Raw genomic sequence first — 22991 nt, 5'->3', positions numbered from 1 at the left:
AAGACCAGAAGACCAGACGCCCGGCGGCCCACAGCCACCCGGCACCCAGCCCTGCCCACGATCGCCCTGACCTGCACCTATTTACGCGTCAGAGGGGTGACGGGGTCAAGGCAGCAGGTTGGTGCCCTGGATGACCTGCCCGCCGGAGGCCGGTGTGCCCGACAAGAGGGTCTGGACGCCTTTCCCCCGGAGCGTCACAAAGGCGGTGAGGCCTGCGTCGAGTGCGGGCACTCGATGCCCGTAGACGAGGGCCTGTGTCAGGGTCAGGTCGAGGGCTTGTGCCGAACCGCTCAGGCGGTTGAAGCGGGCGCCGCGTCGGACCGGTCCCCGGAGGCAGCGCACGTGGACGGTGGCCTGTTCGAGGGACGCGACGATGACCCGCTCGATCTGCAGTTCCACGCCGCTACGGCAGCCGTCGGGGCTCGGGGTCTCGGTCACGCGGCCATCTTCTCTCGTTCGACCAGGGGAACGAGATGGCCCCCGGTGATCGCGCGCCGACGGTCCTGGGTGGAAACGTCATCAGTGACTGCGCTGAGCATGGGCGTGCCCTCTCGGAACCGGTCCGCGAGTCCTGGGCATGGCTCGTGCCGGACGTGCGGCCGGTCCCTCCCGGAGGCCCATCGGGCAGGGTTCCGAGGCTCGTCGGGCAGGGTTTCGGGGCTTCTTCGGGCAGGCTTGTGCACTGTTCCCCGGTGGCTGCGGCAGGGCGCCCGGAGGTGGCCGGCGTTGTGCGGGGTTCTCCTTCGGGCGTTCAAGTGCCGTTTGAAGTGGTGAAGTTGACTCGGCTTCGCGCAGAGGGGGATCATCCGCTTCCAGGCGTGGGCGGACGGAGTCCCGCGTGCGGCGCGGAGCCGTGCGCGTGCCGGTGCGGTCGGTGAACCGATGGCCCTTCGTATGCATCCTCCATTCCGCCATTTGATCCTCCGAGGTTCGGGGACTTTTTCATGAGCACAAGCAATTCCAGACGTGGGGACGATGCGTCGAGGCGTCGGCGTCCCGCTCTGTTGACCGCCGTCGCCGCGCTCGCCGTTGCGGGTGGGGCGGCCGTGCCGGTGCAGGCGCTGGCCGACGGTGGGACCGCGGACACCGCGTCCACCCTGCAGCAGGACTTCGCTGCCGCCGCCGACGCGTACCACGTGCCGCTTCAGGTGCTGCTGGCGGTGGGGTACCAGGAGTCGGCGTGGGACACGCATGCCGGGCAGCACAGCACCGACGGCGGGTTCGGGCCGATGCATCTCACGGACGTGACTCCGGCGATGATGGCCGGGGGCGATGCGGGGGCGGCGGGGCGCCGCGATGTGAAGGAGATGGCCGCCAGTCCGGCTCTGCACACCGTTCAGGCGGCGGCGAAGCTGACCGGGCTGACCGAAGACGAACTGCGCAAGGACCCGGCGGCCAACATCCGTGGGGGTGCGGCGCTGCTCGCGTCTTATCAGAAGGCCGTGGCCGGTTCCGTGTCCGCGGATCCCGGTGACTGGTACGGGGCCGTGGCCCGTTACAGCCAGGCCACCGAGCGGCAGGGCGCCGCCGCCTTCGCCGGTCGCGTGTTCGCCAGCATCAAGAAGGGCGTCGGGCGTACGACGGCCGACGGTGAGCGCGTGAAGCTGGCGGCTGACAGCGATGTCGCCCCGGACAGCGGGCAGTTGAAGGCCCTGGACCTGAAGGCTGCCGCGACCACCGACACCGAGTGCCCGGCCACCGTCGCGTGCACGTTCGTGCCGGCGTCGCCGTCCAACGGGCAGGTGTCCAATCGGCCTGCCAACGGCATCCGGATCGACAGCATCGTCATCCACGACACGGAGACGTCGTACGACGCGGCCGTCAACCTCTTCACGCAGCCGGGCGGGTCCGCCGCGCACTACGTCATGCGGTCCTCGGACGGCGCGGTGACGCAGATGGTGCCGACGAAGGACCTCGCCTTCCACGCGGGCAACTACTCCACCAACATGCACTCGATCGGCATCGAGCACGAGGGCTACGCCGCGCACGGTGCCACCTGGTACACCGAGGCACAGTACGAGGCCACGGCCGACCTGGTGAAGTACCTCGCCGACCGGTTCGACATACCCCTGGACCGGCAGCACATCATCGGCCACGACAACGTCGCCGGGCCGAAGTCGTCCCTCGTCTCCGGCATGCACTGGGATCCGGGCCCGTCCTGGGACTGGAACCACCTCATGGACCTGCTCGGAGTGCACACCGGGCGGCACGGGGTCGGGCCTGTCGGGTCGGTGGTGACCATCGCCCCGCGGTTCGAGAAGAACCTGCAGACCGTTCAGATCTGCCCCTCCGACGACCCGACCGGCGCCACCACCGCCTGCACCGAGACGCAGCAGCCGTCGGACTTCGTGTACCTCCGCACCGAGCCGAGCGAGACCGCTCCCCTCTTCGGGGACCAGGCGCTGCACCCGGGCGCGGCCGGCACCGACCGGATCAACGACTGGGGCAGCACGGCCGCGGCCGGGCAGCAGTTCGTGGTCGCGGACCAGGACGGTGACTGGACCGCCGTCTGGTACAGCGGCTCGAAGGTGTGGTTCTACAACCCGCACGGCTGCAACACCGCGCCCGCCCACGGCGTGAAGGTGATCTCGGCGGCCGGGACCTCCCCGGTGGCGGTGTACGGCTCCAGCTACCCGGACGCCGCCGAGTACCCCGCGGGTCTGTCGCCCTCCACGCAGGCCGCGTTGAGCATGTACACCGTGCCGGCCGGTCAGGCGTACGTGGCCACCACGGCGCCGTCGCTCACGGACGACTTCTTCCCGTCCAGCGGTACGGTCGTCACCGGGGCGAAGGCGATGTACACCATCCAGTACAACCACCGGGTCGCCCTGGTGTACGCCTCGGACGTCACGGCGACGGACGGCTGACGGCGCGTCGGACGTACGCCGACGCACACCGGCGCACGCACGCGCATGTGGTGCCCAGGAGGTTCCGGCCTCCTGGGCACCTTTCGTGTGCGTCAGCGGCCGTCGCGTGCGGCGAGCCGCCTGCTGATCTCGGTCTTGACGGTCTCGTGCAGCTCCTCCGACGTGAAGCCGAGGTTGCGGAGGATCTGCGCGGCCGGGCTCTCCGTGACGCGGATCAGGCCCAGCAGGGTGTGTTCGGTGCCGACCCAGTCGTGGCCGAGGTCGGACGACGCGCGGCGGGCCTGGTCGATGACCTCCTTGCTCTGCGCGTGGAACGGGATGTGACCTCGGGGCGCCTTCCTCCCGGCCCGCGGGAGGGTTTCGCGGACGGCGTCGCGGATGGGCTGCTCGGACTCGGTTTTCGCGAGCAGCAGCTCGTACCCGAGGCCGCGCGGTTCGCCGAGCAGGCCGAGCAGGAGGTGTTCGGTGCCGATGGAGTCGTGCTTGTGCGTCCGGGCGGCCTCCTGGGCCAGCACGATGCCGTGCCGGTTCAGGTTGGTGAACCGCTCGAACGGGGCGGGTGCGTGACGCTGCTGGGCGGCCTGCTTCGACACACCGATGGCGTCGCCGATCTCGGTCCACGATGCGCCGGTCTGCTTGGCCTTGCTGACGTAGTGGTCGATGAGCTGGTCACCGAGGTCGGACAGGGTCTGGGCGCGCAGCCGGGCCTCGCTGATGCGGGCCAGTTCACTGGCTTCGGGAAGTTCCTCGTCGAGTCGGGCGATCAGGTCGGCAAGACTGATGTCGAGTGGGCTCATGCGTCAACTTTAAATTGACGATCCCTCATCGTCAATCTGTAATTGACGATTTCGGTCGACGTCTTCTGCGACTCCAACTCTCCTGCGGTGTACGGCCGATGAGCCCCGGGCCGGGGCCGGACGCCCCAGTGCCAGGATGAGGACATGACGACCATCCACGGGGAAGTGGCCAACGGGTTCGAAGGTGTGCGGGACGCGTTCCGCACCAACTTTGCGGAGCGGGGGGATGTCGGGGCCGCCGTCTGCGTGTACCGGGACGGGCGGCCCGTGGTGGATCTGTGGGGTGGGGTGGCGGATCCGGAGACCGGGCGGGAGTGGGAGCGGGACACCTTGCAGCTGGTGTACTCCGCGACCAAGGGGGCCACCGCCACCGTGGCCCATCTGCTGGCCCAGCGCGGGGAGTTGGACCTCGACGCCCCGGTGGCCGACTACTGGCCGGAGTTCGGGGCGGCCGGGAAGGCGGAGATCCCGGTGCGGTGGCTGCTGTCGCACCGGGCCGGAGTGGTCACGGTGCAGCCGCCCGTGCCGCTGGCGGACGCGCTGCGCTGGCAGCCGATGGCCGACGCGCTCGCCGCCCAACGGCCGGAGTGGGAGCCGGGGACCGCGCACGGGTATCACGGGCGGACCTTCGGATGGCTGGTCGGGGAGGTCGTACGGCGGGTCTCCGGGCGCACCCCTGGGCGGTTCTTCGCCGAGGAGGTCGCCGGGCCGCTGGGCCTCGACTTCTTCATCGGGCTGCCGGCGGCCGAGCGCGGGCGGGTCAGCCGGATGGTGTACCCGAAGCCGGAGGTCGATCTCAGCACCGTACCGCTGGACCTGGTGCCGCCGGAGGCGCGGGAGTTCGTCGCCGCGCTGCAGGATCCGGAGTCGTTGAGCAACCGGGCGTTCACCATCACGGACCCCGCCGAGATCGACTTCAACTCGGCCGAGGTGCAGGCCGCGGAGCTGCCCGCCTCCAACGGCATCGGCACCGCGCGCGGCCTCGCGCGGATGTACGCGGCGCTGATCGGGGAGGTGGACGGGGTACGGCTGTTCAGCCCCGACACGCTCGCGTCGGCGACCGCGGAGCAGGCCGGCGGGGTGGACAAGGTCATCATGTTCCCGGTCCGGTTCGCCTCCGGGTACATGCTGCCCGTCGAGACCAACCCGCTCACCGGTCCGCGCGCCTTCGGGCACCCCGGGCGCGGCGGCTCGCTGGGCTTCGCCGACCCCGAGCACGGCATCGCCTTCGGGTACGTCATGAACAGCATCGTCGAGGGCGCGGAGGACGCGCGGGCGTCGGCACTCGTCGAGGCGGTGCGGGCCGCGCTGTGACCGGGTGAGTTCGGCAGAAGCAGAGGCAGATGAAAAAAGAGGAGCGGGGGCGGGAGCGGGTTCGGTGGGTGGAAAGGGTCCTGGCCGTACACGGAATCCCGTGCGGCCAGGACACCTTCCGTCCGTCTACCGGAACGCCGCCAGGTTGCGCCGGGCCCATCCCGCGAACGCGCCCGCCGGGCGGCCCAGCACGGTGGCCACGTCCGTGCTGACCCTCGACTCCTCGGGAAGCGGTGCGCCCAGGACGTCCAGGGTGCCCGCGACCGCCTCCTCCGGCATGAAGCGGGCCATGGCCGCGTGGGCCTCCGCGCGTGAGAGCTCCACGAACGTCACCTCCTCGCCCAGCGCCGCGGAGATGACCGCCGCCTGCTGACGGGGGCTGATCGGTTCCGGGCCGGTCAGCTCGTAGACGCGGCCCCTACGGCCCCCGCTGCCGTCCCCGCGGACCGGGCGCAGCGCCTTCGCCGCCACCGCCGCGATGTCCGCCGGGTCCACGACCGGGAGGGCCACGTCGGCGAAGGGGGCGAAGACCGTGCGCTTGGTGCGGATCGTGTCGGCCCATGCGAAGGCGTTGGAGGCGAAGCCGCCGGGGCGCAGGATCGTGGAGTCGAGGCCCGATGCGCGTACCGCCGCCTCGAACTCGCGCAGGCGGGCGTGCGAGGCGGCCTCCGGGCGGGTGGCGCTGACCTGGGAGGAGACCAGGACGACCCGTTCGACGCCGGCGTCCACGGCCGCCCGGAGCAGCAGCTCGGGGCTCTCCCCGAAGGCGTTGAGTTCGCCGCCCAGGACGATGAACAGGGCACGGGCGCCGGTCAGGGGTGCCCGCATGCTCGCCGCGTCCCCGACATGGCCCTCGGCCCACCGGACGCCGGGGGTGTCAGAGGCGCCAGAGGTGCCAGGGGTGCCGGAGACGCCAGGGGCGCCGGGGACGGCGAGGACCGCGGACGAGGCCTGCCGGGGCTGCCGGGACACCGCCACCACCTCCTCGCCCGCCTCGGTCAGCAGGTCCACCAGCGTCCGGCCGATGTTGCCGGTCGCGCCCGTCACGGTGATCATCAGTTCCCCCTACGAGTCGGACTCAAGTTAGTTAGCTGACTGACTCAGTCGGCTGACCCAGACGCTAGCACGGGCGACTCCCCCGCTGTCTATAGTTAGTTGGGTGACCAACTCAGTGGACCGGCGGGTGCGGGCGTCGCAGAAGCGGCAGCGGCTGATGGCGGCGGCTGCCCGGGTCCTGCACGAGCAGGGCGTCGAGCGCACCACCCTCGCGGACATCGCGCGGGAGGCCGACGTACCGGTCGGGAACGTCTACTACTACTTCAAGACCAAGGACGAGCTGGTCCGGGCCGCGCTCGACGAACACACCGCGCACCTGGACGAACTCACCGCCCGGCTCGACCAGTTGCCCGACCCGCGCGACCGGCTCAAGGCGTTGGTCGAGGCGTGGGTCGAGCAGCGTGACGTCGCCGCCCGGTACGGCTGCCCCACCGGCACCCTGGCCGCCGAGCTCGGCAAGCGCGGCGAGGGGACCCTCGACACGGAGGCCGGCGCGGTGATCCGGCGACTGCTGGACTGGACGGCACGCCAGTTCCGCGAGCTGCGGCTGTCCGGCACGGACGACGCGGACGCCACGGACGACCCGGACGACCTGGCCCTCACCCTCGTCTCCGGCTACCAGGGCATGTCGCTGCTGGCCAACGCCCTGCGCGACCCGGGCGTCATGACCCGAGAGGGCGCCCGGCTCCTGGACTGGCTCGACTCGCTCCGGTGAGCCTCCCCTGAGAATTCTTCGAAACATTCACCCCGGCCCACCGCATCAACAAGGTGAGCGGCACAGCGCCGGGACGGGGACGGGGGCAGGGACGTGGACGAAGACGTGGACGGGGGAGCCTGCGGATGAGTCAGAGGGCCGGGGAGGAGTACGCCGAGTTCGCCGCGGCGCGGGCCGGGCATCTGTACCGGTCCGCCTGCCTGCTCACCGCCGGGGACACCTACCTCGCGGAGGACCTGGTGCAGGAGGCCCTCGGGCGGATCTACGTCCACTGGGGCCGGGTCTCCCGCGCCGAGAACCCCGCCGGGTACGCGCAGACCGTCCTCACCCGGACCTTCCTCGCCCACCGGCGGCGGTTCAGCAGCAGGGAGCGGGCCAGGGAGTCGTTCCCCGAACTGGCCGACACCGGTGCGGATCCCGGCGGCGCCGATCCCTCGCTGCGGCTGACCCTCCTCGACGCGCTGGCGCGGCTGCCCGCCAAGGACCGGGCCGTCGTCGTCCTGCGGTACTGGGAGGACCGGTCCGTGCACGAGACCGCGGACGCGCTGAACATGAGCTCGGCCGCGGTCCGTACGCGGTGCGTGCGCGCCCTCGGGCGGTTGCGCGAGCTGCTGGGCGAGGACCTCGCCGAGTACGCCCGGCCCTGACATCAACCTTGTGGAGACGGTGGTTCGTCATGCCCGTGGAGCGGCAGTACAGCGACAGCGACAGCAGTAACGACCAGGCCTTCGAGGTGCGGCTCTCCGCCGCGCTGCACGACGCCGGGGACACCTTCGACGCCGACCGGGGCGCGCTCGTCGCCGGCGGTGCGGCGCGGGGGCGGCGGCTACGGCTGCGGCGCCGGACGACCGTGCTGGGCGGCGCGGCCGGGGTCGCGCTCGCCGGGGTCGGCGGGGCGCTGCTGGTGCCCTGGAGCGGGTCGCCCTCCGGACAGCCGCGGCCTCCCTCCTCCGTGAGCACCACCCCGCGCCCCACCTCTTCCCCCACCGCCCGCGCCGTGACCTCGGACGACATGATCAGCATGCTGGAGAAGCTGCTGCCCGAGGGGGAGTTCGGCAAGGCGGTGGGGCAGGGTGTCGACCCGAGCCAGCCGCTCGTCGCGCCGTACGCGCAGGTCGTGTTCGACGACGGGCACGGTCCCGGCGCCGTCAGCGTCGCCGTCAACCGGGTGCTGCCGGGCGGGTCCGACGCCCGGCAGGCCGTCCGGTGCCCGGACAAGGTCTATACGCCGTACGGCAGTTGCCGCACCAGCCATCTGCCCGACGCGTCCGTCGTCACCGTCGTCAAGGGCTACGAGTACCCCGACCGGCGGGTGGACACCAAGCTCTGGACGGCGAACCTCGTCACCCCGGACGGCCATCACGTCTCCGTCAGCGAGTGGAACGCCGCCGCCGAGAAGGGCGCGCCGGTCAGCCGGGACGAACCGCCTCTGTCCGCAGGCCAGTTGACGAAGCTGGCGGCCGCGCAGGAGTGGCGCGGGGTCGTCGACGCCATCCCGGAGGATCCCCGGCAGACCCAGGAACCGCCCGCGGCGGAGGGGGACGGCAGGGCGATCCGGCAGACCCTCGCCTCGCTCGTCCCGAAGGGGCTGAAGGTGGTGGCGCACGGGAGCGACGACGACGACCAGTTCACCTACGTCGTGGTCGACGACGGCAAGGGGCGGAGTCTCGTCCAGATCAACGTGCAGCCGGACATGTCCGATGTCGCGGGACAGCTGTTCGGGGCCGGGTCCGAGACGCTCGCCGACGGAACCCTGGTCGCCGAGCGGAAGCAGCCCGGGGAGAAGGGCGGCGCCGGGGTCGTCATGTGGACCGTCGACACCCTGCGCACCGACGGCTTCCGCGTGGTGGTCAGCGCCTTCAACTCCGGCTCCCAGCAGACCGCCGCGACCCGCACCGCCCCGGCCCTGACCATGAAGCAGCTGCGCGCCATCGCGCTCAGCCCGAAGTGGCGGTCGTAGAACCCTGCGGAACCTCCGGAGCGAGGTGGGAGTTAGCCTCGGGAGATCCGGGCCGAAGACGGCAGGAACGGCGCAAGGAGGCAGGCATGGCCAGGGTTCCCAGTTCGGTGATCGCCGCGAGTGGGCTCGTCGGGGGCTACGGCGTGGCCCGGTGGACGAAGAAGCGGCCGCTGGGCGGGGCCGTCCTGGCCGTCGCCGGGGCCGCCGCCGCGCAGCAGTGGCGGCAGCGGGCGGGCGGGAAGGCGGCCGGGGCGCTGTCGGCCGCGTATGTCGTCGCGTTCGCCGGGTCGCACCCGCTGGCCAAGAAGGTCGGCGCCTGGCCGTCCGTGCTCGGCGTGGCGGGCGCGGTGGCACTGGCGTCCTGGGCCGTCGCGGACCGGCGGGCCTGACCCGAACGCCCTCCCGCCACCCTCCTGCCGCCCTCCTGCCGCCCTCCCGCCACCCTCCTGCCGCCCTCCTGGCCGCGCCGGTCGTGAAGACCGACGACGAGTCCGGGGGGACCCGGTGGGCGGGGCGGCCGCCGCTTCACGGGTAGAGGCCGGCCCGGAAGGTGAAGGAGACCAGTTGGGCTCGGTCGCGGGCGCCGACCTTGGTCATGGCTCGGACCGCGTGCGTCTTCACGGTGAGCGGTGACACGGACATCCGGGCCGCGATCTCGTCGTTGCCGAGACCGCTTGCCACCAGAACGACCACGTCCCGCTCCCTGGGGGTCAGGGCGCTGAAGCGCCGCAGCAGTTCCTTGTCGACCAGCGGGGGCGGGCTGTCGGTCATGTGACCGATGAGCGCGGCCGTCGCGGCGGCCGACAGCGCACCGCCACCGCCCACGACCTCGGTGATTCCGGCGACGAGTTCAGCAGGGCTCACGGTCTTGCTCAGGAAGCCGTTGGCGCCCGCGCGCAGGGCGGCGAGGACGATGTCGTCCTGGTCGAACGTGGTCAGCACGATCACCCGCGTCCTCTCGGGCGGATGCTCCGCGCGGATCCGGCGGGTGGCTTCGACGCCGTCGATGCCGGGCATCCGGATGTCCATCAGCACCAGGTCGACGGGGTGCTCCCGGAGGAAGGGGACGACCTGGAGCCCGTCGGAGAGGTCCCCCACGACGACGAGACCCGGGTCGAGCCGGAGCATCGCCCGGATCCCGGCCCTGATCTCGTCCTGGTCGTCGACGATCAGGATCCGTGTCATCGGACGACCTCTCCCAGCGGGCTGAACTCCGCGTGGACCCGGAACCGCCCGTCGTGACGGTCGATCGTCAGCCGCCCGCTGGAGGACTCGACGCGTTCGCGCATCCCCACGAGTCCGAGTCCGCTGCCCGGGTCGGAGCCGTGCGGTGAGTGACCGACGCGGTTCTCCACGGTGACGCGGATCCTGCCGTCGTCCTCGCGCACCTCCACCGTTGCCGTCCCCTCTCCGTGCCGGTAGGCGTTCGTGAGCGCTTCCTGGACGACCCGGTAGACCGTCACGCCGACGCTCGGCTCCACGAAGCCGGCCGGGATGTCGATGGAGGGCCGGACGTCGAGGCCGATGCTTTCGAAGGAGGCGACGAGTCCTTCCAGGCCGCTCAGCGCCGGGGTCGGCCGGAGCGCCTCGGCGCCGGAGACGTCGTCCCCGAGGCGGAGCAGCGCGAGGATGCGCTGCGTCTCGACGACGACGGTACGGGCGCTGGACCTGGCCGAGACGAGGGCCTGCCGGGAGGACTCGGCGCCCTCGGGCAGCCCGATCTCCGCCGCACCCAGGTGCATGCTCAGCATCGCGACCTGGTGGCCGATCACGTCGTGGAGGTCCCGGGCGATACGGAGACGTTCCTCGGTCACCCGCCGGGTGGCTTCGATCTCGCGGGTGGCGATGGCGGTCTCGGCCCGTTCCTCCAGGGTCCACCAGTGCTCCCGGTGGATACGGAGCGCGGCCCCCGTCGCACCTCCCGCCAGGGCCGAGAAGAGGGCGGCGGCTCCGACGACCGCACCGCCGCGGAACCCCCCGACGGTCATGAACGCCCCCAGGAAGAACGCCGCCACGATGCCGGTCCCGGCCAGCGGCTGCTTTCCCCTGAGGGTGACCGAGAACAGCACGAGCACCGCCATCATCCACACCGACAGGGGGTCGTCGCCCGTGGCCGTGACGGCGAAGGACGCCGCACTCGTCACGACCAGTCCTGCCCACGGCTTCCACCACGAGAGGGCGACGCCGCCGCCGGCGAGGAGCACGGCCAGGACCGTCGGCCAGTCCGACCCCCGCACCGCCGCCGCCACGATCTGCCCGGTGAGCACCAGCCCTGCCACCGCATAGGCGGCCCGGTGCAGCGCCTCGGGGTGGCGGACCCACAGCGGTGCGGCCGGCCCGTCCTGACTGTTCTGCGCCTTGGCCATGAGCCGATTCTCGTTCACGTGTGCGGCGGCCGTGTACTTCGAACGATGTAGACGACGCGAGAGATGTGGACGACCGAGCCGCCGCGGTCGACGGAGACGGCGGAAGTACTTCGTTCGAAGTACGCGGCCCCTCCCGAGGCCGCTGAGACTCCTCATCGAGGCGACCGTCTCACACCGTCACGATCACCACGGGACACCCGATGAATCAGACCACCGAAACTTCGACCACTTCGACCACTTCGACCGCTCCGGCCACTCCGGCCACTCCGGCCACTCCGGCCACTCCGGCCACTCCGGCCACTTCGACCGCTTCGACCGCTCCGGCCACTTCGACCGCTTCGACCGCTTCGACCGCTTCGACCGCTTCGGCCACGGCCGTGACGACGTCTTCCGGGCTCCGATCGCTCCACCTGATCCGCGTCGCCTTCTCCCTGATCTGGGTGGCACTCCTCCTCACGACCTCCGCCTCGCTCGTGTCGGCCGACGAGCCCACAGTGATCGCGGCCGTGCTGCTCGTCGTCTACCCCCTGTGGGACGCGGTCGCCACGCTCGTCGAGCGCCGCCTGACCGGCACCGGCTCCACGAACAGCGTCGGCGTCATCAACATGGGGCTCGGTCTCGCGGCCACCGCCGGGATGATCGTCGCCGTCTTCTCCACCATCGGGAGGGCCCTTCTCGTGTTCGGCGTCTGGGCCCTCCTCTCCGGAGCCGCCCAGCTCGTCGTGGCGGTCCGGCGCCGGCGCACCGTCGGCGCCCAGTGGCCGATGGCCGTCAGCGGCGGACAGTCCGTCCTCGCCGGTGCCACCATCGCCGCCACGTCCGCCTCGGCGACGAGCGGCCTGTCCACCGTGGCCGGATACTCGGCGTTCGGCGCCTTCTGGTTCCTCGTCTCCGTCATCGCCCTGAGCATCCGCAGCCGACGCGAGCAGCGTTGACCGCCGCCGTCGGAGCCACCGCGCAGCCCCTAGGGGCTGCGAAAGGCCCGTCGGTAGGCCTGGGGGCTGGTGCCGACCACTCTCCTGAAGCGTTCACGGAAGGCCGTCGGGGAGCCGAAGCCGGACTGGCTCGCGATGCGTTCGACGGGGTGGGCGGTGGTCTCCAGCAGGTGCTGGGCCCTGCGCACCCGGGCCCGGTGCAGCCACTGCAGCGGGGTCGTGCCGGTCTGGTCGCGGAAGCGGCGGTTGAGGGTACGGGTGCTCATGCCGGCCTGTGCCGCGACCTCGTCCAGGGTCAGGTCCCGGTCGCAGTTGTCCTCCAGCCAGGCGAGCAGCGGCTCCAGGGTGGCACCGGCGGGGGCCGGCGGCTGGTCGTGGACGATGAACTGGGCCTGGCCGCCCTCCCGCTCCAGCGGCATGACCGACATCCGGGCGGCGTGCGCGGCGACCGCCGAGCCGTGGTCCTTGCGGATCATGTGCAGGCACACGTCCATGGCCGCCGCCGCGCCCGCCGAGGTCAGGAACTGGCCGTTGTCGACGTACAGGACGTTCGGGTCGACGTCGACGCGCGGGTGCAGCGCGGCCAGGGTGTCGGCCGCGGCCCAGTGCGTGGTGGCGCGCAGGCCGTCCAGCAGGCCGGTGGCCGCGAGGACGAACGCCCCGACGCAGACCGACGCGATCCGGGTGCCGTTCGCCGCCGCCGCGCGCAGGGCGTCGGCGACCTCGGGGGCAAGCGGGAGGGTGGGGTCGGCGAGGCCCGGCACGATGACCGTGTCCGCCTCGGCCAGCGCGTCCAGCCCGTACGGCGCCTTGATCGTGAACGCGCCGCCCGCCGCCGTCACCTCGGCCGCCGGCCCGCACACCCGCACCCGGTAGGCGTCCCGGCCGTCGGGCAGCCGGGCCCAGCCGAAGGTGTCGATCGGCACGGCGAAGTCGGACGGGACGACCTGGTCCAGGACGAGTACGGCGACGGTGTGCATGGCAGGAACGTAGTCGTTCGACGGTTTGTCGCCAACCTTTGGTCCGATTTCCGCACACTGATGGCTGGTGCGCTGGCGAGAATCCGTCGAAGGGTGGCAGTATCGCCGCTTCTGTACGATCTTCCGGCCGCCTACGGTCGTCGCCGTGACCAAGTTCCTCCTCGCCGTCCATGTCCTCGCGGCGATCGTCGCGATCGGTCCCGTCACCGTCGCCGCCAGCATGTTCCCGCCGGCCGCCCGCCGCGCCATCGAGGCGCCGGACGACGTCCGGGCCGCCGAGACCGTCCAGCTGCTGCACCGGATATGCCGGGTGTACGCCGTCATCGGCGTGGTCGTCCCCGTGTTCGGGTTCGCCACGGCGAGCAACATGCACGTGCTGGGCAGCGCCTGGCTGATCACGTCGATCGCGCTCACCGCAGTCGCCGCGCTCGTCCTCGGCGCGCTGGTCCTGCCCCGGCAGAGTGCGCTGGTGGAGGCCGGCGCGGGCGCCGGAACCCGGCAGATGACTGTCCAACTGGCCATGTTCACCGGGGCGTTCAACCTCCTGTGGGCCGCCGTGACGGTGCTGATGATCGTGCGGCCGGGGTCGACGACCGGCGCCTGAGCGGCGTATCGGACGGCGGGGTTTCTGTTATCGGGGGGTGGGCCGGCCCGTCTCCCGGGGCATGCACATGACTCGACAGATCAGCCGCCGGAGCATGTTGAAGGCCTCGGGCGCGGCCGTGGGGACCGCTGCCGGGATCGCCACGACGAGCACTCCCGCAGCCGCCGCCGGGACCGGGGCCGGGGCCTTCGCCCACCCCGGCCTGCTGCACACCCGGACCGACCTCGGCCGGATGGCCGCCAAGGTGAAGGCGGGCGCCGCGCCCTACGCGGCCGGGTTCGCCAGGCTCACCGCCAACCGGCACGCGCAGAGCGGCTGGCAGGCGCGGCCGCAGGCCGTGGTGTACCGGGGGTCGGGCACCCCGGAGAACTACGCGCTCCTCTACAACGACATCCACGCGGCGTACCAGAACGCCCTGCGCTACCACGTGACCGGCGAGAGCGCCCACGCCGACACCGCGGTCGCCGTCCTCAACGCCTGGTCCGCCACCCTCACCGCGGTCAACGGTTCCGCCGACCGGTTCCTGGCCGCCGGGCTGTACGGCTACCAGTTCGCCAACGCCGCCGAACTCGTCCGGGACCACGGGGACTTCGAACTGGCCCGCTTCCAGGAGATGCTCAGCAGGAACTTCGGCGCGATGAGCGACGACTTCCTCGTCCGGCACAACGGCGCCGTCATCTCCAACTACTGGACCAACTGGGACCTCGCCAACATGGCCTGCGTCCTCGCCACCGGCATCTTCTGCGACGACCGCGCCCAGGTCGCCCGCGCGGTCGACTACTTCAAGAACGGCGCCGGGCTCGGGGCGATCCGGAACGCGATTCCGGTGGTGTACGACGACGGGCTGGGCGAGTGGCTGGAGGCGGGACGCGACCAGGGGCACGCGCTTCTCGGGGTGGGCCTGATGGGCACGTTCTGCGAGATGGCGTGGAACCAGGGGATCGACCTGTACGGCTACGACGACAGCCGGTTCCTCAAGGGGGCGCAGTACGTCGCCAAGTGGAACCTGGGCGGGCAGGTGCCGTTCACCGCGAACACGCGGCGGAAGGGGGCGGTCGGCGGGTGGTCCGGGAGTGAGACGGTGACGGCCGCGGCGGGCGTCGATCCGTCGATGATCCGTCCCATCTGGGCCATGATCGCCAACCACTACACCAAGCGGCGGGGCATGCCGGCGACGTACGTCACCCGGATCGCGGCGAAGGCGGCACCGGAGGGCGGGGGCGGCGACTACGGGCCGAACAGCGGGGGGTACGACCAACTGGGCTTCGGGACATTGGCGTTCACCCGGGACCGGGTGACCGCGGGGGGCGGGGGTACGGCGGGGGGTACGACGTCTTCCCCTGGTCCGACGGCCACTGCGTCGGACTCGGCGTCGGCGGCCGCCCCGGACTCGGCGTCGGCGGCCGCCCCGGACTCGGCCTCCGCGTCCGCGTCTGCGCCCGCGTCGGCCCCCTCGGCTCTCGGCAAGGGCGGCGATCTCGCCACCACCGGGTCCGGGAACGTCGTCGGATGGGCCGCGGCCACCGGGGTCACCGCGCTGGCGGGCGGGCTGCTGTTGCTCCGCAGGCGAGGGCGCCAGAACGGCTAGGTTCTGCCTCTTCGGTCGGCGTCGGGTCCAGACGAGGATGCCGGACAGGTGAAGGGCCGCCTGTCAGACGAAGGCGGGCCTGTCGGTACGTGTGGCGCGGGCGGCCTTCCTCGTGGCGTGCGGGCGCCCGGCGGCTGAGGCGGCCGGCGCCGCCGCCGGCAGCGCCACCGCCCACCCGGCCCGGAAGGCGAGCGCCGCCGCCCCGGCTACCACCGCCACCGCCGGGACGGTAATGGCAGGTTCCGGTCAACAGTTGTCCAAATGCCGGACACCCCCTGAAGCCGGTGGTCGGGTGCTGTGCGACGGCTTTAGGACTGCCCATTCGGGAGGATCCGGTGTCAGCATCGACCCGTAAGAGACGGTGGCTCACGATCTGGGCCATCACCGCGTCGGCCGCGCTCGTCGCGATACCCGCGGGCGCCGCGCCCGGCGGGAGCGGCAGCCCGTTCGGTGCCCGCGCGCTCGCCCGACTCGCCGCCGAGCGGCAGCAGTCGCTGGGTGCGATCACCCCGAAGGCGCAGGCGGACGACGACGACGGCAACGAGGCCGACGAGATCGCCGAGGGCGCGGACCAGTACGCCGAGGCCCGCACCTCACCCGGCATCGTCGCCCCCGGCGCGTACGGCGCCGCCTGGACCGGCATGACGAACCTGCGCGGCACCGGGGGCAGTTGGCGCAACATCACCGATCTCCCGTACAACTCCGACGACTCCCGCTACCGCGACATCGACTCCAACTCCAGCGGCGGTTCGGGCGACGTCACCGGCCGCATGGCCGCGATCGCCGCGGACGACGACGGGTACGTGTACGCGGGCAGCGCGGGCGGCGGCGTCTGGCGCTCGCGCACCGGCGGCGGACACTGGCGGCCCATCAGCGACCGGCTGCCCTCGCAGTCCACCGGCGCGCTCACGCTCGACGGCGCTGGGCGGCTGTGGCTGGGCACCGGCGAGGCCACCACCAACGCGGACGCCTACCTCGGCAGCGGCGTCTACGTGCTGTCCGACCCGCACCACGGCACCTTCTCGGCCCGCAGCCGGGTCGGCGGTGACGAACTGGAGTCCACCACCATCCACGAGCTGCGCTTCGGCGGCGGCAAGGTGTGGGCGGCCACCAGCGAGGGCGTGTGGAGCCACTCCACGAAGACCCTGAAGGGCGCCTGGAAACTGGAGTTCGCGCCCAACCCCGACTATCTGCCGGGCGGTTCGCTGGCGGGCGATCCTTCGGCCGCGTACAAGAACATCGCCAACGACATCGCGATCGACCCGAAGGACCCCGGCAAGGTGGTGCTGGCCGTCGGCTGGCGCAGCGGCGACGACTACAACGGCTTCTACACCAAGGGCGCCGACGGTACCTGGACCCGGATCACCGGCGGCCTCGGCGACCTGCCGGCCGACCCGGACGACGTCGGCAACGTCACCTTCGCCCGCTCCGCCGACGGCTCCCGCTACTACGCCGTCGACCAGTCGCCGGAGCAGCTGAACACCAACCCGGACAGCGGTCTGGAGGGCATCTACGTCTCCAGGTCCGGTTCCCCCACCGGCCCCTGGACGAAGATCGCCGACTACCAGGGCCTGGCCGCCGACGGCTCGGCGCTGACGACCAGTGGCTACATGCCGGGCGTGCAGGCCTGGTACAACCAGTTCCTCACCGTCGACCCGGCGAACCCGGAGCACGTCTACGCGGGCCTGGAGGAGGTCTACGAGACCAAGGACGGCGGCAGCACCTGGTCCACCGTCGGCCCGTACTGGAACTTCTCCTTCCCCTGCTGGTCCATCGATCCCTCGAAGCAGACCGGCGACTGCAGCCAGACCACCCACTCCGACCAGCACGGCGTCGCGATCGGCAGCCACCACGGCAAGAGCTTCGTGTACGTCGGCAACGACGGCGGCGTCTACAAGCGCCCCGTCAACGGCTCCCAGGACGCCTCCGGCCACGCCACCGACTGGACCTCCCTGAACGACGGCACCATCGACACCCTCCAGTACTACTCGGTGGGCATCGGCAAGGACCTGGCCCACGGCGGTGTCTCCGTCACCGGCGGCCTCCAGGACAACGGCCAGTCCGTCCTGCGCAGCAACGACACCGTCATGGGCTCCGACTTCGGCGGCGACGGCGGCGACACCCTCACCGACCCGGCCAACGGCTGCGACCTGGCGGAGGAATACGTCTACCTCGCCATCCAGGTGACCCAGAACTGCGCTGTCAATGACGGCAGTTGGGTCAACGACGCCGGCAAGGCCACGTCGTACAACGTCGCCCCGGCCGACAACGCCACCGGCGAGGCCCGCTTCATCGCCCCGCTCGCGGCGGACCTGAAGGACAGCTCGACGTGGGTCGCGGGCGGCCGGCACGTCTGGGTGCAGACCCACGGCTACGCCATCCGCAGCGGCGACGAGTGGACGAGCGTGTACGACCTCGGCGCCGGCCGCACCGCGACCGCCGTGGCGGCCTCCGGCGGCAAGGTCTACGCGGCCTGGTGCGGCCCCTGCAACAACCAGGGCTTCGCCCGCGGCATCTCCGTGGGGAACGCGGACGGCACCGGGTGGCACGACATCGCCCTGCCCGCGACGGGCGCCGACGGGACCGTGCCCAACCGCTACCTGAGCGGCTTCGCCGTCGACCCGAAGAACGCCGACCACGTCTTCCTCGCCGTCAACGGCTTCTCCCGGCACTGGACCGAGGGCCCCGGCGCGGGCGTCGGCCACGTCTTCGAGTCCAGGGACGGCGGCACCACCTGGACCGACATCTCGGCGAACCTCCCGGACGTGCCGGCCAACTCCGCCGTCGTCACCGCCAGCGGCGGCCTCGCCGTCGCCACCGACCTCGGCGTCGTCTACCGTGCCCCGGGCCGTACGACGTGGCAGCGCGTCGGCTCGCTCCCGGCGGTCGCCGTCCTCCAGCTGAAGCTGGGCCCCGACGGCAGCACCCTGTACGCGGCCACCCACGGCCGCGGCATCTACACCGTCAGGGTGCGCGATCTCCGCTGACGTACGCCGCGCGTGCACGGTGAGGGGTGGTCCCGGTCCGCCGGGGTCACCCCTCCTGCGGGTACGGCACCACGGTCACCTCCAGCGTGAACGCGCCGCGCGCCGCGCCGGCCACGTCCAACGCCTTCGCCAGTGCCGTGATCGTGGCGGTGCCGCCCCGGGTGCCCGCACAGCGCAACACGGCGTGCGCCGTGCCGTCCGCGTCCACCCGCCATCCGGAGACCAGGACCGTGGCCGGTGCGGAACTGTGCACCGCCGTCCACCTGCGGTCGTCCGTCCGGGGCTCCAGGACGAGGGACACCACCGTCCCGGGCCGCACGCACAGCCGCTCCTTCACCGCCCCGCCGGGCGCGACGGTGACCTCCGCCTGTCCGGCGGCACAGGTCCGCCCGGACGGGGACGGGCGCGCCGAGGCCCCGGCCGACGGCACCGCCGACCCGCTGCCCGTACCGCTCCCTCCCGGTGTACCGCCTCCCGATGTACCGCACGCCACCAGCGCGGCCGCCCCGACGACCGTCCAGACCCCGGCCCGACACCGCATCCCAGCACCTCCCGGCCGACGCGTACAGAAGCCAGCATGCCCCGCAGGAGCCGGCCGGGAGAACAGCCCGGCAGCCCTGCTCGGCCGCAAGCAGCACGCGCTACCTTTGCTCCCGTGTCCAGCAGGCAGCCAACGGGTCGGCGGCTCGGTGCGCCGTCCACCGCCGCCTGCGCGGACTGCACCGAGCGGGTCTGCGCCGCGCTGCGCCGGACCCCGGAGGCGGAGCGGTGACCGCACAGGGAGCGACGGCCCCGCAGGCGGCCCCCGCGCGGCAGATGTGGCCGCTGTACGCGGCGGGGTTCACCACCGCCTTCGGCGCGCACGGCATCGCCGCGAGCCTCGGCGGCGACGCCGCGGGCGCGGTCACCTCACTGCTGGTGCTCGGCGGCCTGCTCGCGCTGTACGACGGGGCCGAGGTCCTGCTGAAGCCGGTGTTCGGCACCCTGGCCGACCGCGTCGGCGCCCGCCCGGTGCTGCTCGGCGGACTCGTCGCCTTCGCCGCGGCCTCCGCGCTGTACGCCGTCGCCGACAGCCCCGCCTGGCTCTGGGCCGCCCGGCTGGGCCAGGGCGCGGCGGCCTCCGCCTTCTCGCCGTCCGCCTCCGCCCTGGTGGCCCGCCTCAACCCGGCCGCCGGACACGGCCGCGCCTTCGGCAGCTACGGCTTCTACAAGTCGGCCGGCTACACCCTCGGCCCGCTGCTCGGCGGGGTCCTGGTGTGGGCCGGCGGCCTGCGCCTGCTGTTCGCGGTCCTCGCGGTGCTCGGCGGGACGGTCGCCCTCTGGGCCGCGCTCGCCGTTCCCGTCGTACCGCCGCTGCCCAAGACCCGGCAGACGGTCCTCGATCTGGCCCGGCGGCTGGCCGACCCGGTGTTCCTCGCCCCGACGGCCGCGCTGGCGGCGGCGACCGCCGCGCTGTCGGTCGGCGTCGGCTTCCTGCCCGTCTCCGGCCGCACGGCGGGGCTGGGCACCGTGGCGACCGGGGCGGCGGTGTCGCTGCTCGCGGCGACCGCCGCACTGGTCCAGCCGCGGGCCGGGCGCGCGCTGGACGACGGCCGCCTCACCGCCCGGACCGGCCTGACGGTGGGACTGTCCGTCACCGCAGCGGGGCTGGCCTGCGCGATGCTGCCGGGCCTGGCCGGCATCCTCGTCGGGGCGGTCCTGATCGGCGCCGGTACCGGGCTGATCACGCCGCTCGGCTTCGCCGCGCTGGCCACCGGCACCCCTGCCGAGCGCCTGGGCCAGACGATGGGCGCCGCCGAACTCGGCCGCGAACTGGGCGACGCGGGCGGCCCGCTGCTCGTCGCCGCCGTCGCCTCGCTCGCCACGCTCACCTACGGCTTCGGCGCGCTCGCGGCCCTGGTCGGGCTGGGCGCGGTCGTCGCGCTGGGCGGATTCCGGGTCAGACCGGGTGCCGACGGCGCAGCAGGTGCCGGAGGACGAGTGCGGCGACCAGGGCGCCCAGGGCGATGAGGGCGTAGAGCTGGTAGCGGCTGATCTCGTCGTAGACGGCGGTGATGTGACTGCCCGTCACATAGGCCAGGCTCGTCCACAGGCCGACCCACAGCGCGGCGCCGAGGGCGTTGAAGACGAGGAAGCGGGGCCAGGGCATGCCGCTGGTGCCCGCGATGATGCCGTTGACCTGGCGCAGCCCTTCGACGAAACGGGCCACGACGACGATCTTGCCGCCGTGGCGGGCGAAGAACTCCTCGGCCTTCTGGAAGCGCTCCGGGGTGACGAACACGTAGCGGCCCCAGCGGTGCACGAAGACCCGTCCGCCGGTGTGGCCGATCAGGTAGCCGATGTTGTCCCCGGCCACGGCGGCGGCGAACGCGATGACCGCCACGGCGGCGACGTTCAGCTGTCCCGCCCCCGCGTAGACCCCCGCGGCGATCAGGATCGTCTCTCCCGGCGCGGGGACCCCGAAGTCCTCCACGAGGACCACGGCACCGACGGCCCAGTAGCCGTAGTGGGTGAGCAGCGGGGCCAGGTGGGCCAGCGGGCCCGGCAGCGGCGGCGCCATGCCCCCACCGTACGCGGCCGGGCGGGGGCTTGCTCCACCCGTGGGGCCTGGCCGCCCGTTCGGCCGTATACGGGCGGCTCGGGGGCTTCTGTCCCGGTGGGCAGACGCCAGGATGGCCGGAGGATCACGCCATGGAGCGTCTGGAGACACACACCGGTGACCGTTCTCAACGAGCCCGAGCCCGCGGCCGTCCCCCATTACGACAGCGAGGTCCCGCTGCGGGGCCGGCAGCCCGGCAACGTCGTGGTGAAGTGGATGACCACCACCGACCACAAGACGATCGGCACGCTGTACCTGTCGACGTCGTTCGCGTTCTTCATGATCGGTGGGGTGATGGCGCTGCTGATGCGCGCCGAGCTGGCCCGGCCGGGCCTGCAGATCATCTCGAACGAGCAGTTCAACCAGGCGTTCACGATGCACGGCACGGTGATGCTGCTGATGTTCGCGACGCCGCTGTTCGCCGGCTTCACGAACTGGATCATGCCGCTCCAGATCGGTGCCCCCGACGTCGCGTTCCCGCGGCTGAACATGTTCGCCTACTGGCTCTACCTGTTCGGCTCGACCATCGCGGTGGGCGGCTTCCTCACCCCGCAGGGTGCCGCCGACTTCGGCTGGTTCGCCTACTCGCCGCTGTCGGACGCGGTCCGCTCGCCGGGCCTCGGCTCCGACCTGTGGATCATGGGTCTGGCCTTCTCCGGCTTCGGCACCATCCTCGGCGCCGTCAACTTCATCACCACGATCATCTGCATGCGCGCGCCCGGCATGACGATGTTCCGGATGCCGATCTTCACCTGGAACGTGCTGCTGACCGCCGTGCTGGTCCTGTTCGCCTTCCCGGTCCTCGCGGCGGCGCTGTTCGCGCTGGAGGCGGATCGGAAATTCGGGGCGCATGTCTTCGACGCGGCGAACGGCGGAGCGCTGCTCTGGCAGCACCTCTTCTGGTTCTTCGGCCATCCGGAGGTGTACATCATCGCGCTGCCGTTCTTCGGCATCGTGACCGAGGTGTTCCCGGTCTTCTCCCGCAAGCCGGTCTTCGGCTACATGGGCCTGGTGGCGGCGACCATCGCGATCGCCGGTCTGTCCGTGACGGTGTGGGCGCACCACATGTACGTCACCGGCGGCGTGCTCCTCCCCTTCTTCTCCTTCATGACCTTCCTGATCGCGGTCCCGACCGGGGTGAAGTTCTTCAACTGGATCGGCACCCTGTGGAAGGGCTCGGTGTCGTTCGAGACCCCGATGCTGTGGGCGGTGGGCTTCCTCGTGACGTTCCTCTTCGGCGGCCTGACCGGCGTCATCCTGGCCTCGCCGCCGCTGGACTTCCACGTCTCCGACTCGTACTTCGTCGTCGCCCACTTCCACTACGTGGTCTTCGGCACGGTCGTCTTCGCGATGTTCTCCGGCTTCCACTTCTGGTGGCCCAAGTTCACCGGGAAGATGCTGGACGAGCGCCTCGGGAAGATCACCTTCTGGACGCTGTTCATCGGCTTCCACACCACCTTCCTGGTCCAGCACTGGCTGGGCGCCGAGGGCATGCCGCGCCGGTACGCCGACTACCTGGCGAGCGACGGTTTCACCGCCCTGAACACGGTCTCGTCGATCGGTTCGTTCCTGCTCGGCCTGTCGATCCTGCCGTTCCTCTACAACGTGTGGAAGACCGCCAGGTACGGCAAGCCGGTCGGCGTCGACGACCCGTGGGGCTACGGCCGTTCGCTGGAGTGGGCGACGTCCTGCCCGCCGCCGCGGCACAACTTCGTCACCCTGCCGCGGATCCGCAGCGAATCCCCGGCGTTCGACCTGCACCACCCCGACATCGCCCTGGCCGAGGCCGAGGCCCACGGCGTGCACTCATGACCGACCCGGGACACCGGGTGGGCGGCGGGCCGCGGCCGGGAGCCGCCGGGGACCTCGGCAACGAGGTGGAGGGCTACCTGCTGTGGCGGGCCAGGATCACGGAGGCCGAGCAGCGGGCGCGGGAGTTCACCGGGCGCATGGACTGGCTGACCACGGGCCAGCGCGACGAGGTCGAGCGCCACTACGTCGACGACAGCCTGCGGCGCGCCCGGCAGGACCTCGAACGGATCGCCGCCCGGTGCGTGTCCCTGCGGGACGAGTACGAACAGCGCTACCGGGTGCTGCGAGCGCGCTGCGTGGGATGGGCGGTGGCCGTGTGCGGGGGCGTCGCCTTCGTGGCGAGCGCGGTGACGGCCGTGTCGGTGGGCCGGTGAACCGTTGAACCGGTGGCCGTTGAGCCGGTGAGTTGTT

23 protein-coding genes are annotated in these 22991 nt (G+C 72.1%); 13 read left to right on the top strand and 10 right to left on the bottom strand.

What is annotated here, in order from left to right; all coding sequences use genetic code 11:
* Positions 1 to 105 precede the first annotated feature (105 nt).
* Complete coding sequence (locus ACIQVL_RS43305) at positions 106 to 438, bottom strand: hypothetical protein (protein ID WP_403478222.1); 333 nt, start codon at positions 436 to 438, stop codon at positions 106 to 108.
* A gap of 506 nt (positions 439 to 944) precedes the next feature.
* Between ACIQVL_RS43305 and ACIQVL_RS43300 the strand changes: the two genes are divergently transcribed.
* The gene (locus ACIQVL_RS43300; protein WP_403478221.1) at positions 945 to 2867 is read left to right on the top strand and encodes an N-acetylmuramoyl-L-alanine amidase; all 1923 of its coding nucleotides are present in this window, start codon (positions 945 to 947) and stop codon (positions 2865 to 2867) included.
* A gap of 92 nt (positions 2868 to 2959) precedes the next feature.
* On the opposite strand, the gene ACIQVL_RS43295 is transcribed toward ACIQVL_RS43300, so the two are convergent.
* On the bottom strand, positions 2960 to 3664 hold the full coding sequence (locus tag ACIQVL_RS43295) for a Clp protease N-terminal domain-containing protein (protein WP_403478220.1): 705 nt from the start codon (positions 3662 to 3664) through the stop codon (positions 2960 to 2962).
* A gap of 144 nt (positions 3665 to 3808) precedes the next feature.
* On the opposite strand from ACIQVL_RS43295, the gene ACIQVL_RS43290 reads away from it, so the two are divergent.
* Complete coding sequence (locus ACIQVL_RS43290; RefSeq protein WP_403478219.1) at positions 3809 to 4978, top strand: serine hydrolase domain-containing protein; 1170 nt, start codon at positions 3809 to 3811, stop codon at positions 4976 to 4978.
* Between the two features lie 126 nt (positions 4979 to 5104).
* On the opposite strand, the gene ACIQVL_RS43285 is transcribed toward ACIQVL_RS43290, so the two are convergent.
* A complete protein-coding gene (locus ACIQVL_RS43285; RefSeq protein WP_403478218.1) occupies positions 5105 to 6034 on the bottom strand; it encodes an SDR family oxidoreductase in 930 nt (309 codons plus the stop codon).
* Between the two features lie 157 nt (positions 6035 to 6191).
* Between ACIQVL_RS43285 and ACIQVL_RS43280 the strand changes: the two genes are divergently transcribed.
* The 4 genes from ACIQVL_RS43280 to ACIQVL_RS43265 all read left to right on the top strand — a co-directional run bounded on the left by ACIQVL_RS43280 (position 6192) and on the right by ACIQVL_RS43265 (position 9098).
* Entirely contained in the window at positions 6192 to 6749 is a 558-nt protein-coding gene (locus tag ACIQVL_RS43280; protein WP_403434930.1) for a TetR/AcrR family transcriptional regulator, read from the top strand.
* 125 nt (positions 6750 to 6874) lie between these two features.
* The gene (locus tag ACIQVL_RS43275) at positions 6875 to 7396 is read left to right on the top strand and encodes a SigE family RNA polymerase sigma factor (protein ID WP_403478217.1); all 522 of its coding nucleotides are present in this window, start codon (positions 6875 to 6877) and stop codon (positions 7394 to 7396) included.
* 29 nt (positions 7397 to 7425) lie between these two features.
* Positions 7426 to 8709 carry a hypothetical protein gene (locus ACIQVL_RS43270; protein WP_403478216.1) on the top strand — a complete coding sequence of 428 codons (1284 nt, stop codon included), beginning with the start codon at positions 7426 to 7428 and terminating at the stop codon, positions 8707 to 8709.
* A gap of 86 nt (positions 8710 to 8795) precedes the next feature.
* Positions 8796 to 9098, top strand: a complete 303-nt coding sequence (locus ACIQVL_RS43265) for a hypothetical protein (RefSeq protein WP_403434580.1) — start codon at positions 8796 to 8798, stop codon at positions 9096 to 9098.
* Positions 9099 to 9234: 136 nt separating this feature from the next.
* Here the strand turns inward: ACIQVL_RS43265 and ACIQVL_RS43260 are convergent, their stop codons facing one another.
* The 3 genes from ACIQVL_RS43260 to ACIQVL_RS43250 all read right to left on the bottom strand — a co-directional run bounded on the left by ACIQVL_RS43260 (position 9235) and on the right by ACIQVL_RS43250 (position 11448).
* Positions 9235 to 9894: a response regulator gene (locus tag ACIQVL_RS43260; protein WP_403478215.1), complete on the bottom strand. Its 660-nt coding sequence runs from the start codon at positions 9892 to 9894 to the stop codon at positions 9235 to 9237.
* Complete coding sequence (locus ACIQVL_RS43255; protein ID WP_403478214.1) at positions 9891 to 11075, bottom strand: sensor histidine kinase; 1185 nt, start codon at positions 11073 to 11075, stop codon at positions 9891 to 9893. Before ACIQVL_RS43255 ends, ACIQVL_RS43260 begins: the two co-directional genes overlap by 4 nt.
* Before the next feature lie 205 nt (positions 11076 to 11280).
* On the bottom strand, positions 11281 to 11448 hold the full coding sequence (locus ACIQVL_RS43250) for a hypothetical protein (protein ID WP_403478213.1): 168 nt from the start codon (positions 11446 to 11448) through the stop codon (positions 11281 to 11283).
* Positions 11449 to 11452: 4 nt separating this feature from the next.
* On the opposite strand from ACIQVL_RS43250, the gene ACIQVL_RS43245 reads away from it, so the two are divergent.
* Entirely contained in the window at positions 11453 to 12010 is a 558-nt protein-coding gene (locus tag ACIQVL_RS43245; protein ID WP_403434592.1) for a hypothetical protein, read from the top strand.
* A 29-nt stretch (positions 12011 to 12039) separates the two neighbouring features.
* Here ACIQVL_RS43245 and ACIQVL_RS43240 read toward each other — a convergent pair whose 3' ends face one another.
* Positions 12040 to 12990 (bottom strand): GlxA family transcriptional regulator, encoded by a 951-nt coding sequence (locus tag ACIQVL_RS43240; protein ID WP_403478212.1) that lies wholly within the window; start codon positions 12988 to 12990, stop codon positions 12040 to 12042.
* A gap of 145 nt (positions 12991 to 13135) precedes the next feature.
* Between ACIQVL_RS43240 and ACIQVL_RS43235 the strand changes: the two genes are divergently transcribed.
* Together ACIQVL_RS43235 and ACIQVL_RS43230 are read left to right on the top strand one after the other, a co-directional pair.
* On the top strand, positions 13136 to 13594 hold the full coding sequence (locus ACIQVL_RS43235) for a hypothetical protein (protein ID WP_403478211.1): 459 nt from the start codon (positions 13136 to 13138) through the stop codon (positions 13592 to 13594).
* 94 nt (positions 13595 to 13688) lie between these two features.
* A complete protein-coding gene (locus ACIQVL_RS43230) occupies positions 13689 to 15182 on the top strand; it encodes an alginate lyase family protein (protein WP_403478210.1) in 1494 nt (497 codons plus the stop codon).
* Positions 15183 to 15245: 63 nt separating this feature from the next.
* Here ACIQVL_RS43230 and ACIQVL_RS43225 read toward each other — a convergent pair whose 3' ends face one another.
* Positions 15246 to 15401, bottom strand: a complete 156-nt coding sequence (locus tag ACIQVL_RS43225; RefSeq protein ID WP_403478209.1) for a hypothetical protein — start codon at positions 15399 to 15401, stop codon at positions 15246 to 15248.
* A 116-nt stretch (positions 15402 to 15517) separates the two neighbouring features.
* On the opposite strand from ACIQVL_RS43225, the gene ACIQVL_RS43220 reads away from it, so the two are divergent.
* Entirely contained in the window at positions 15518 to 18169 is a 2652-nt protein-coding gene (locus ACIQVL_RS43220) for a glycosyl hydrolase (RefSeq protein ID WP_403478208.1), read from the top strand.
* A gap of 46 nt (positions 18170 to 18215) precedes the next feature.
* Here ACIQVL_RS43220 and ACIQVL_RS43215 read toward each other — a convergent pair whose 3' ends face one another.
* Positions 18216 to 18710, bottom strand: a complete 495-nt coding sequence (locus ACIQVL_RS43215) for a hypothetical protein (protein ID WP_403478207.1) — start codon at positions 18708 to 18710, stop codon at positions 18216 to 18218.
* A 275-nt stretch (positions 18711 to 18985) separates the two neighbouring features.
* Here ACIQVL_RS43215 and ACIQVL_RS43210 point away from each other — a divergent pair, with 275 nt between their 5' ends.
* Positions 18986 to 20179 carry an MFS transporter gene (locus ACIQVL_RS43210; protein ID WP_403478229.1) on the top strand — a complete coding sequence of 398 codons (1194 nt, stop codon included), beginning with the start codon at positions 18986 to 18988 and terminating at the stop codon, positions 20177 to 20179.
* Here the strand turns inward: ACIQVL_RS43210 and ACIQVL_RS43205 are convergent.
* Positions 20109 to 20729, bottom strand: coding sequence for a DedA family protein (locus tag ACIQVL_RS43205; protein ID WP_403434613.1), 621 nt, complete (start codon positions 20727 to 20729; stop codon positions 20109 to 20111). The two genes, ACIQVL_RS43210 and ACIQVL_RS43205, sit on opposite strands and share 71 nt — an antisense overlap.
* Positions 20730 to 20885: 156 nt before the next feature.
* Here ACIQVL_RS43205 and ctaD point away from each other — a divergent pair, with 156 nt between their 5' ends.
* A complete protein-coding gene (gene ctaD / locus ACIQVL_RS43200) occupies positions 20886 to 22580 on the top strand; it encodes a cytochrome c oxidase subunit I (protein WP_403478206.1) in 1695 nt (564 codons plus the stop codon).
* Entirely contained in the window at positions 22577 to 22954 is a 378-nt protein-coding gene (locus ACIQVL_RS43195) for a cytochrome C oxidase subunit I (RefSeq protein ID WP_403434619.1), read from the top strand. The genes ctaD and ACIQVL_RS43195 overlap by 4 nt, the downstream gene beginning before the upstream one ends.
* The last annotated feature ends 37 nt before the right edge of the window (positions 22955 to 22991 follow it).

The sequence above is a fragment of the Streptomyces sp. NPDC090499 genome (assembly GCF_044769305.1).
Lineage (GTDB): Bacteria > Actinomycetota > Actinomycetes > Streptomycetales > Streptomycetaceae > Streptomyces.
Note: the sequence above shows the minus strand (reverse complement) of the source record. Positions and strands in the feature narration are given on the sequence as shown.

What these genes read in the sequence shown, in the direction of transcription:
- ACIQVL_RS43300 (WP_403478221.1), top strand. Translation starts at nt 945, where the DNA reads ATGAGCACAAGCAATTCCAGACGTGGGGACGATGCGTCGAGGCGTCGG.
- ACIQVL_RS43295 (WP_403478220.1), bottom strand. Translation starts at nt 3,664, where the DNA reads ATGAGCCCACTCGACATCAGTCTTGCCGACCTGATCGCCCGACTCGAC.
- ACIQVL_RS43290 (WP_403478219.1), top strand. Translation starts at nt 3,809, where the DNA reads ATGACGACCATCCACGGGGAAGTGGCCAACGGGTTCGAAGGTGTGCGG.
- ACIQVL_RS43285 (WP_403478218.1), bottom strand. Translation starts at nt 6,034, where the DNA reads ATGATCACCGTGACGGGCGCGACCGGCAACATCGGCCGGACGCTGGTG.
- ACIQVL_RS43280 (WP_403434930.1), top strand. Translation starts at nt 6,192, where the DNA reads ATGGCGGCGGCTGCCCGGGTCCTGCACGAGCAGGGCGTCGAGCGCACC.
- ACIQVL_RS43275 (WP_403478217.1), top strand. Translation starts at nt 6,875, where the DNA reads ATGAGTCAGAGGGCCGGGGAGGAGTACGCCGAGTTCGCCGCGGCGCGG.
- ACIQVL_RS43270 (WP_403478216.1), top strand. Translation starts at nt 7,426, where the DNA reads ATGCCCGTGGAGCGGCAGTACAGCGACAGCGACAGCAGTAACGACCAG.
- ACIQVL_RS43265 (WP_403434580.1), top strand. Translation starts at nt 8,796, where the DNA reads ATGGCCAGGGTTCCCAGTTCGGTGATCGCCGCGAGTGGGCTCGTCGGG.
- ACIQVL_RS43260 (WP_403478215.1), bottom strand. Translation starts at nt 9,894, where the DNA reads ATGACACGGATCCTGATCGTCGACGACCAGGACGAGATCAGGGCCGGG.
- ACIQVL_RS43255 (WP_403478214.1), bottom strand. Translation starts at nt 11,075, where the DNA reads ATGGCCAAGGCGCAGAACAGTCAGGACGGGCCGGCCGCACCGCTGTGG.
- ACIQVL_RS43240 (WP_403478212.1), bottom strand. Translation starts at nt 12,990, where the DNA reads ATGCACACCGTCGCCGTACTCGTCCTGGACCAGGTCGTCCCGTCCGAC.
- ACIQVL_RS43230 (WP_403478210.1), top strand. Translation starts at nt 13,689, where the DNA reads ATGTTGAAGGCCTCGGGCGCGGCCGTGGGGACCGCTGCCGGGATCGCC.
- ACIQVL_RS43215 (WP_403478207.1), bottom strand. Translation starts at nt 18,710, where the DNA reads ATGCGGTGTCGGGCCGGGGTCTGGACGGTCGTCGGGGCGGCCGCGCTG.
- ACIQVL_RS43210 (WP_403478229.1), top strand. Translation starts at nt 18,986, where the DNA reads ATGTGGCCGCTGTACGCGGCGGGGTTCACCACCGCCTTCGGCGCGCAC.
- ACIQVL_RS43205 (WP_403434613.1), bottom strand. Translation starts at nt 20,729, where the DNA reads ATGGCGCCGCCGCTGCCGGGCCCGCTGGCCCACCTGGCCCCGCTGCTC.
- ACIQVL_RS43195 (WP_403434619.1), top strand. Translation starts at nt 22,577, where the DNA reads ATGACCGACCCGGGACACCGGGTGGGCGGCGGGCCGCGGCCGGGAGCC.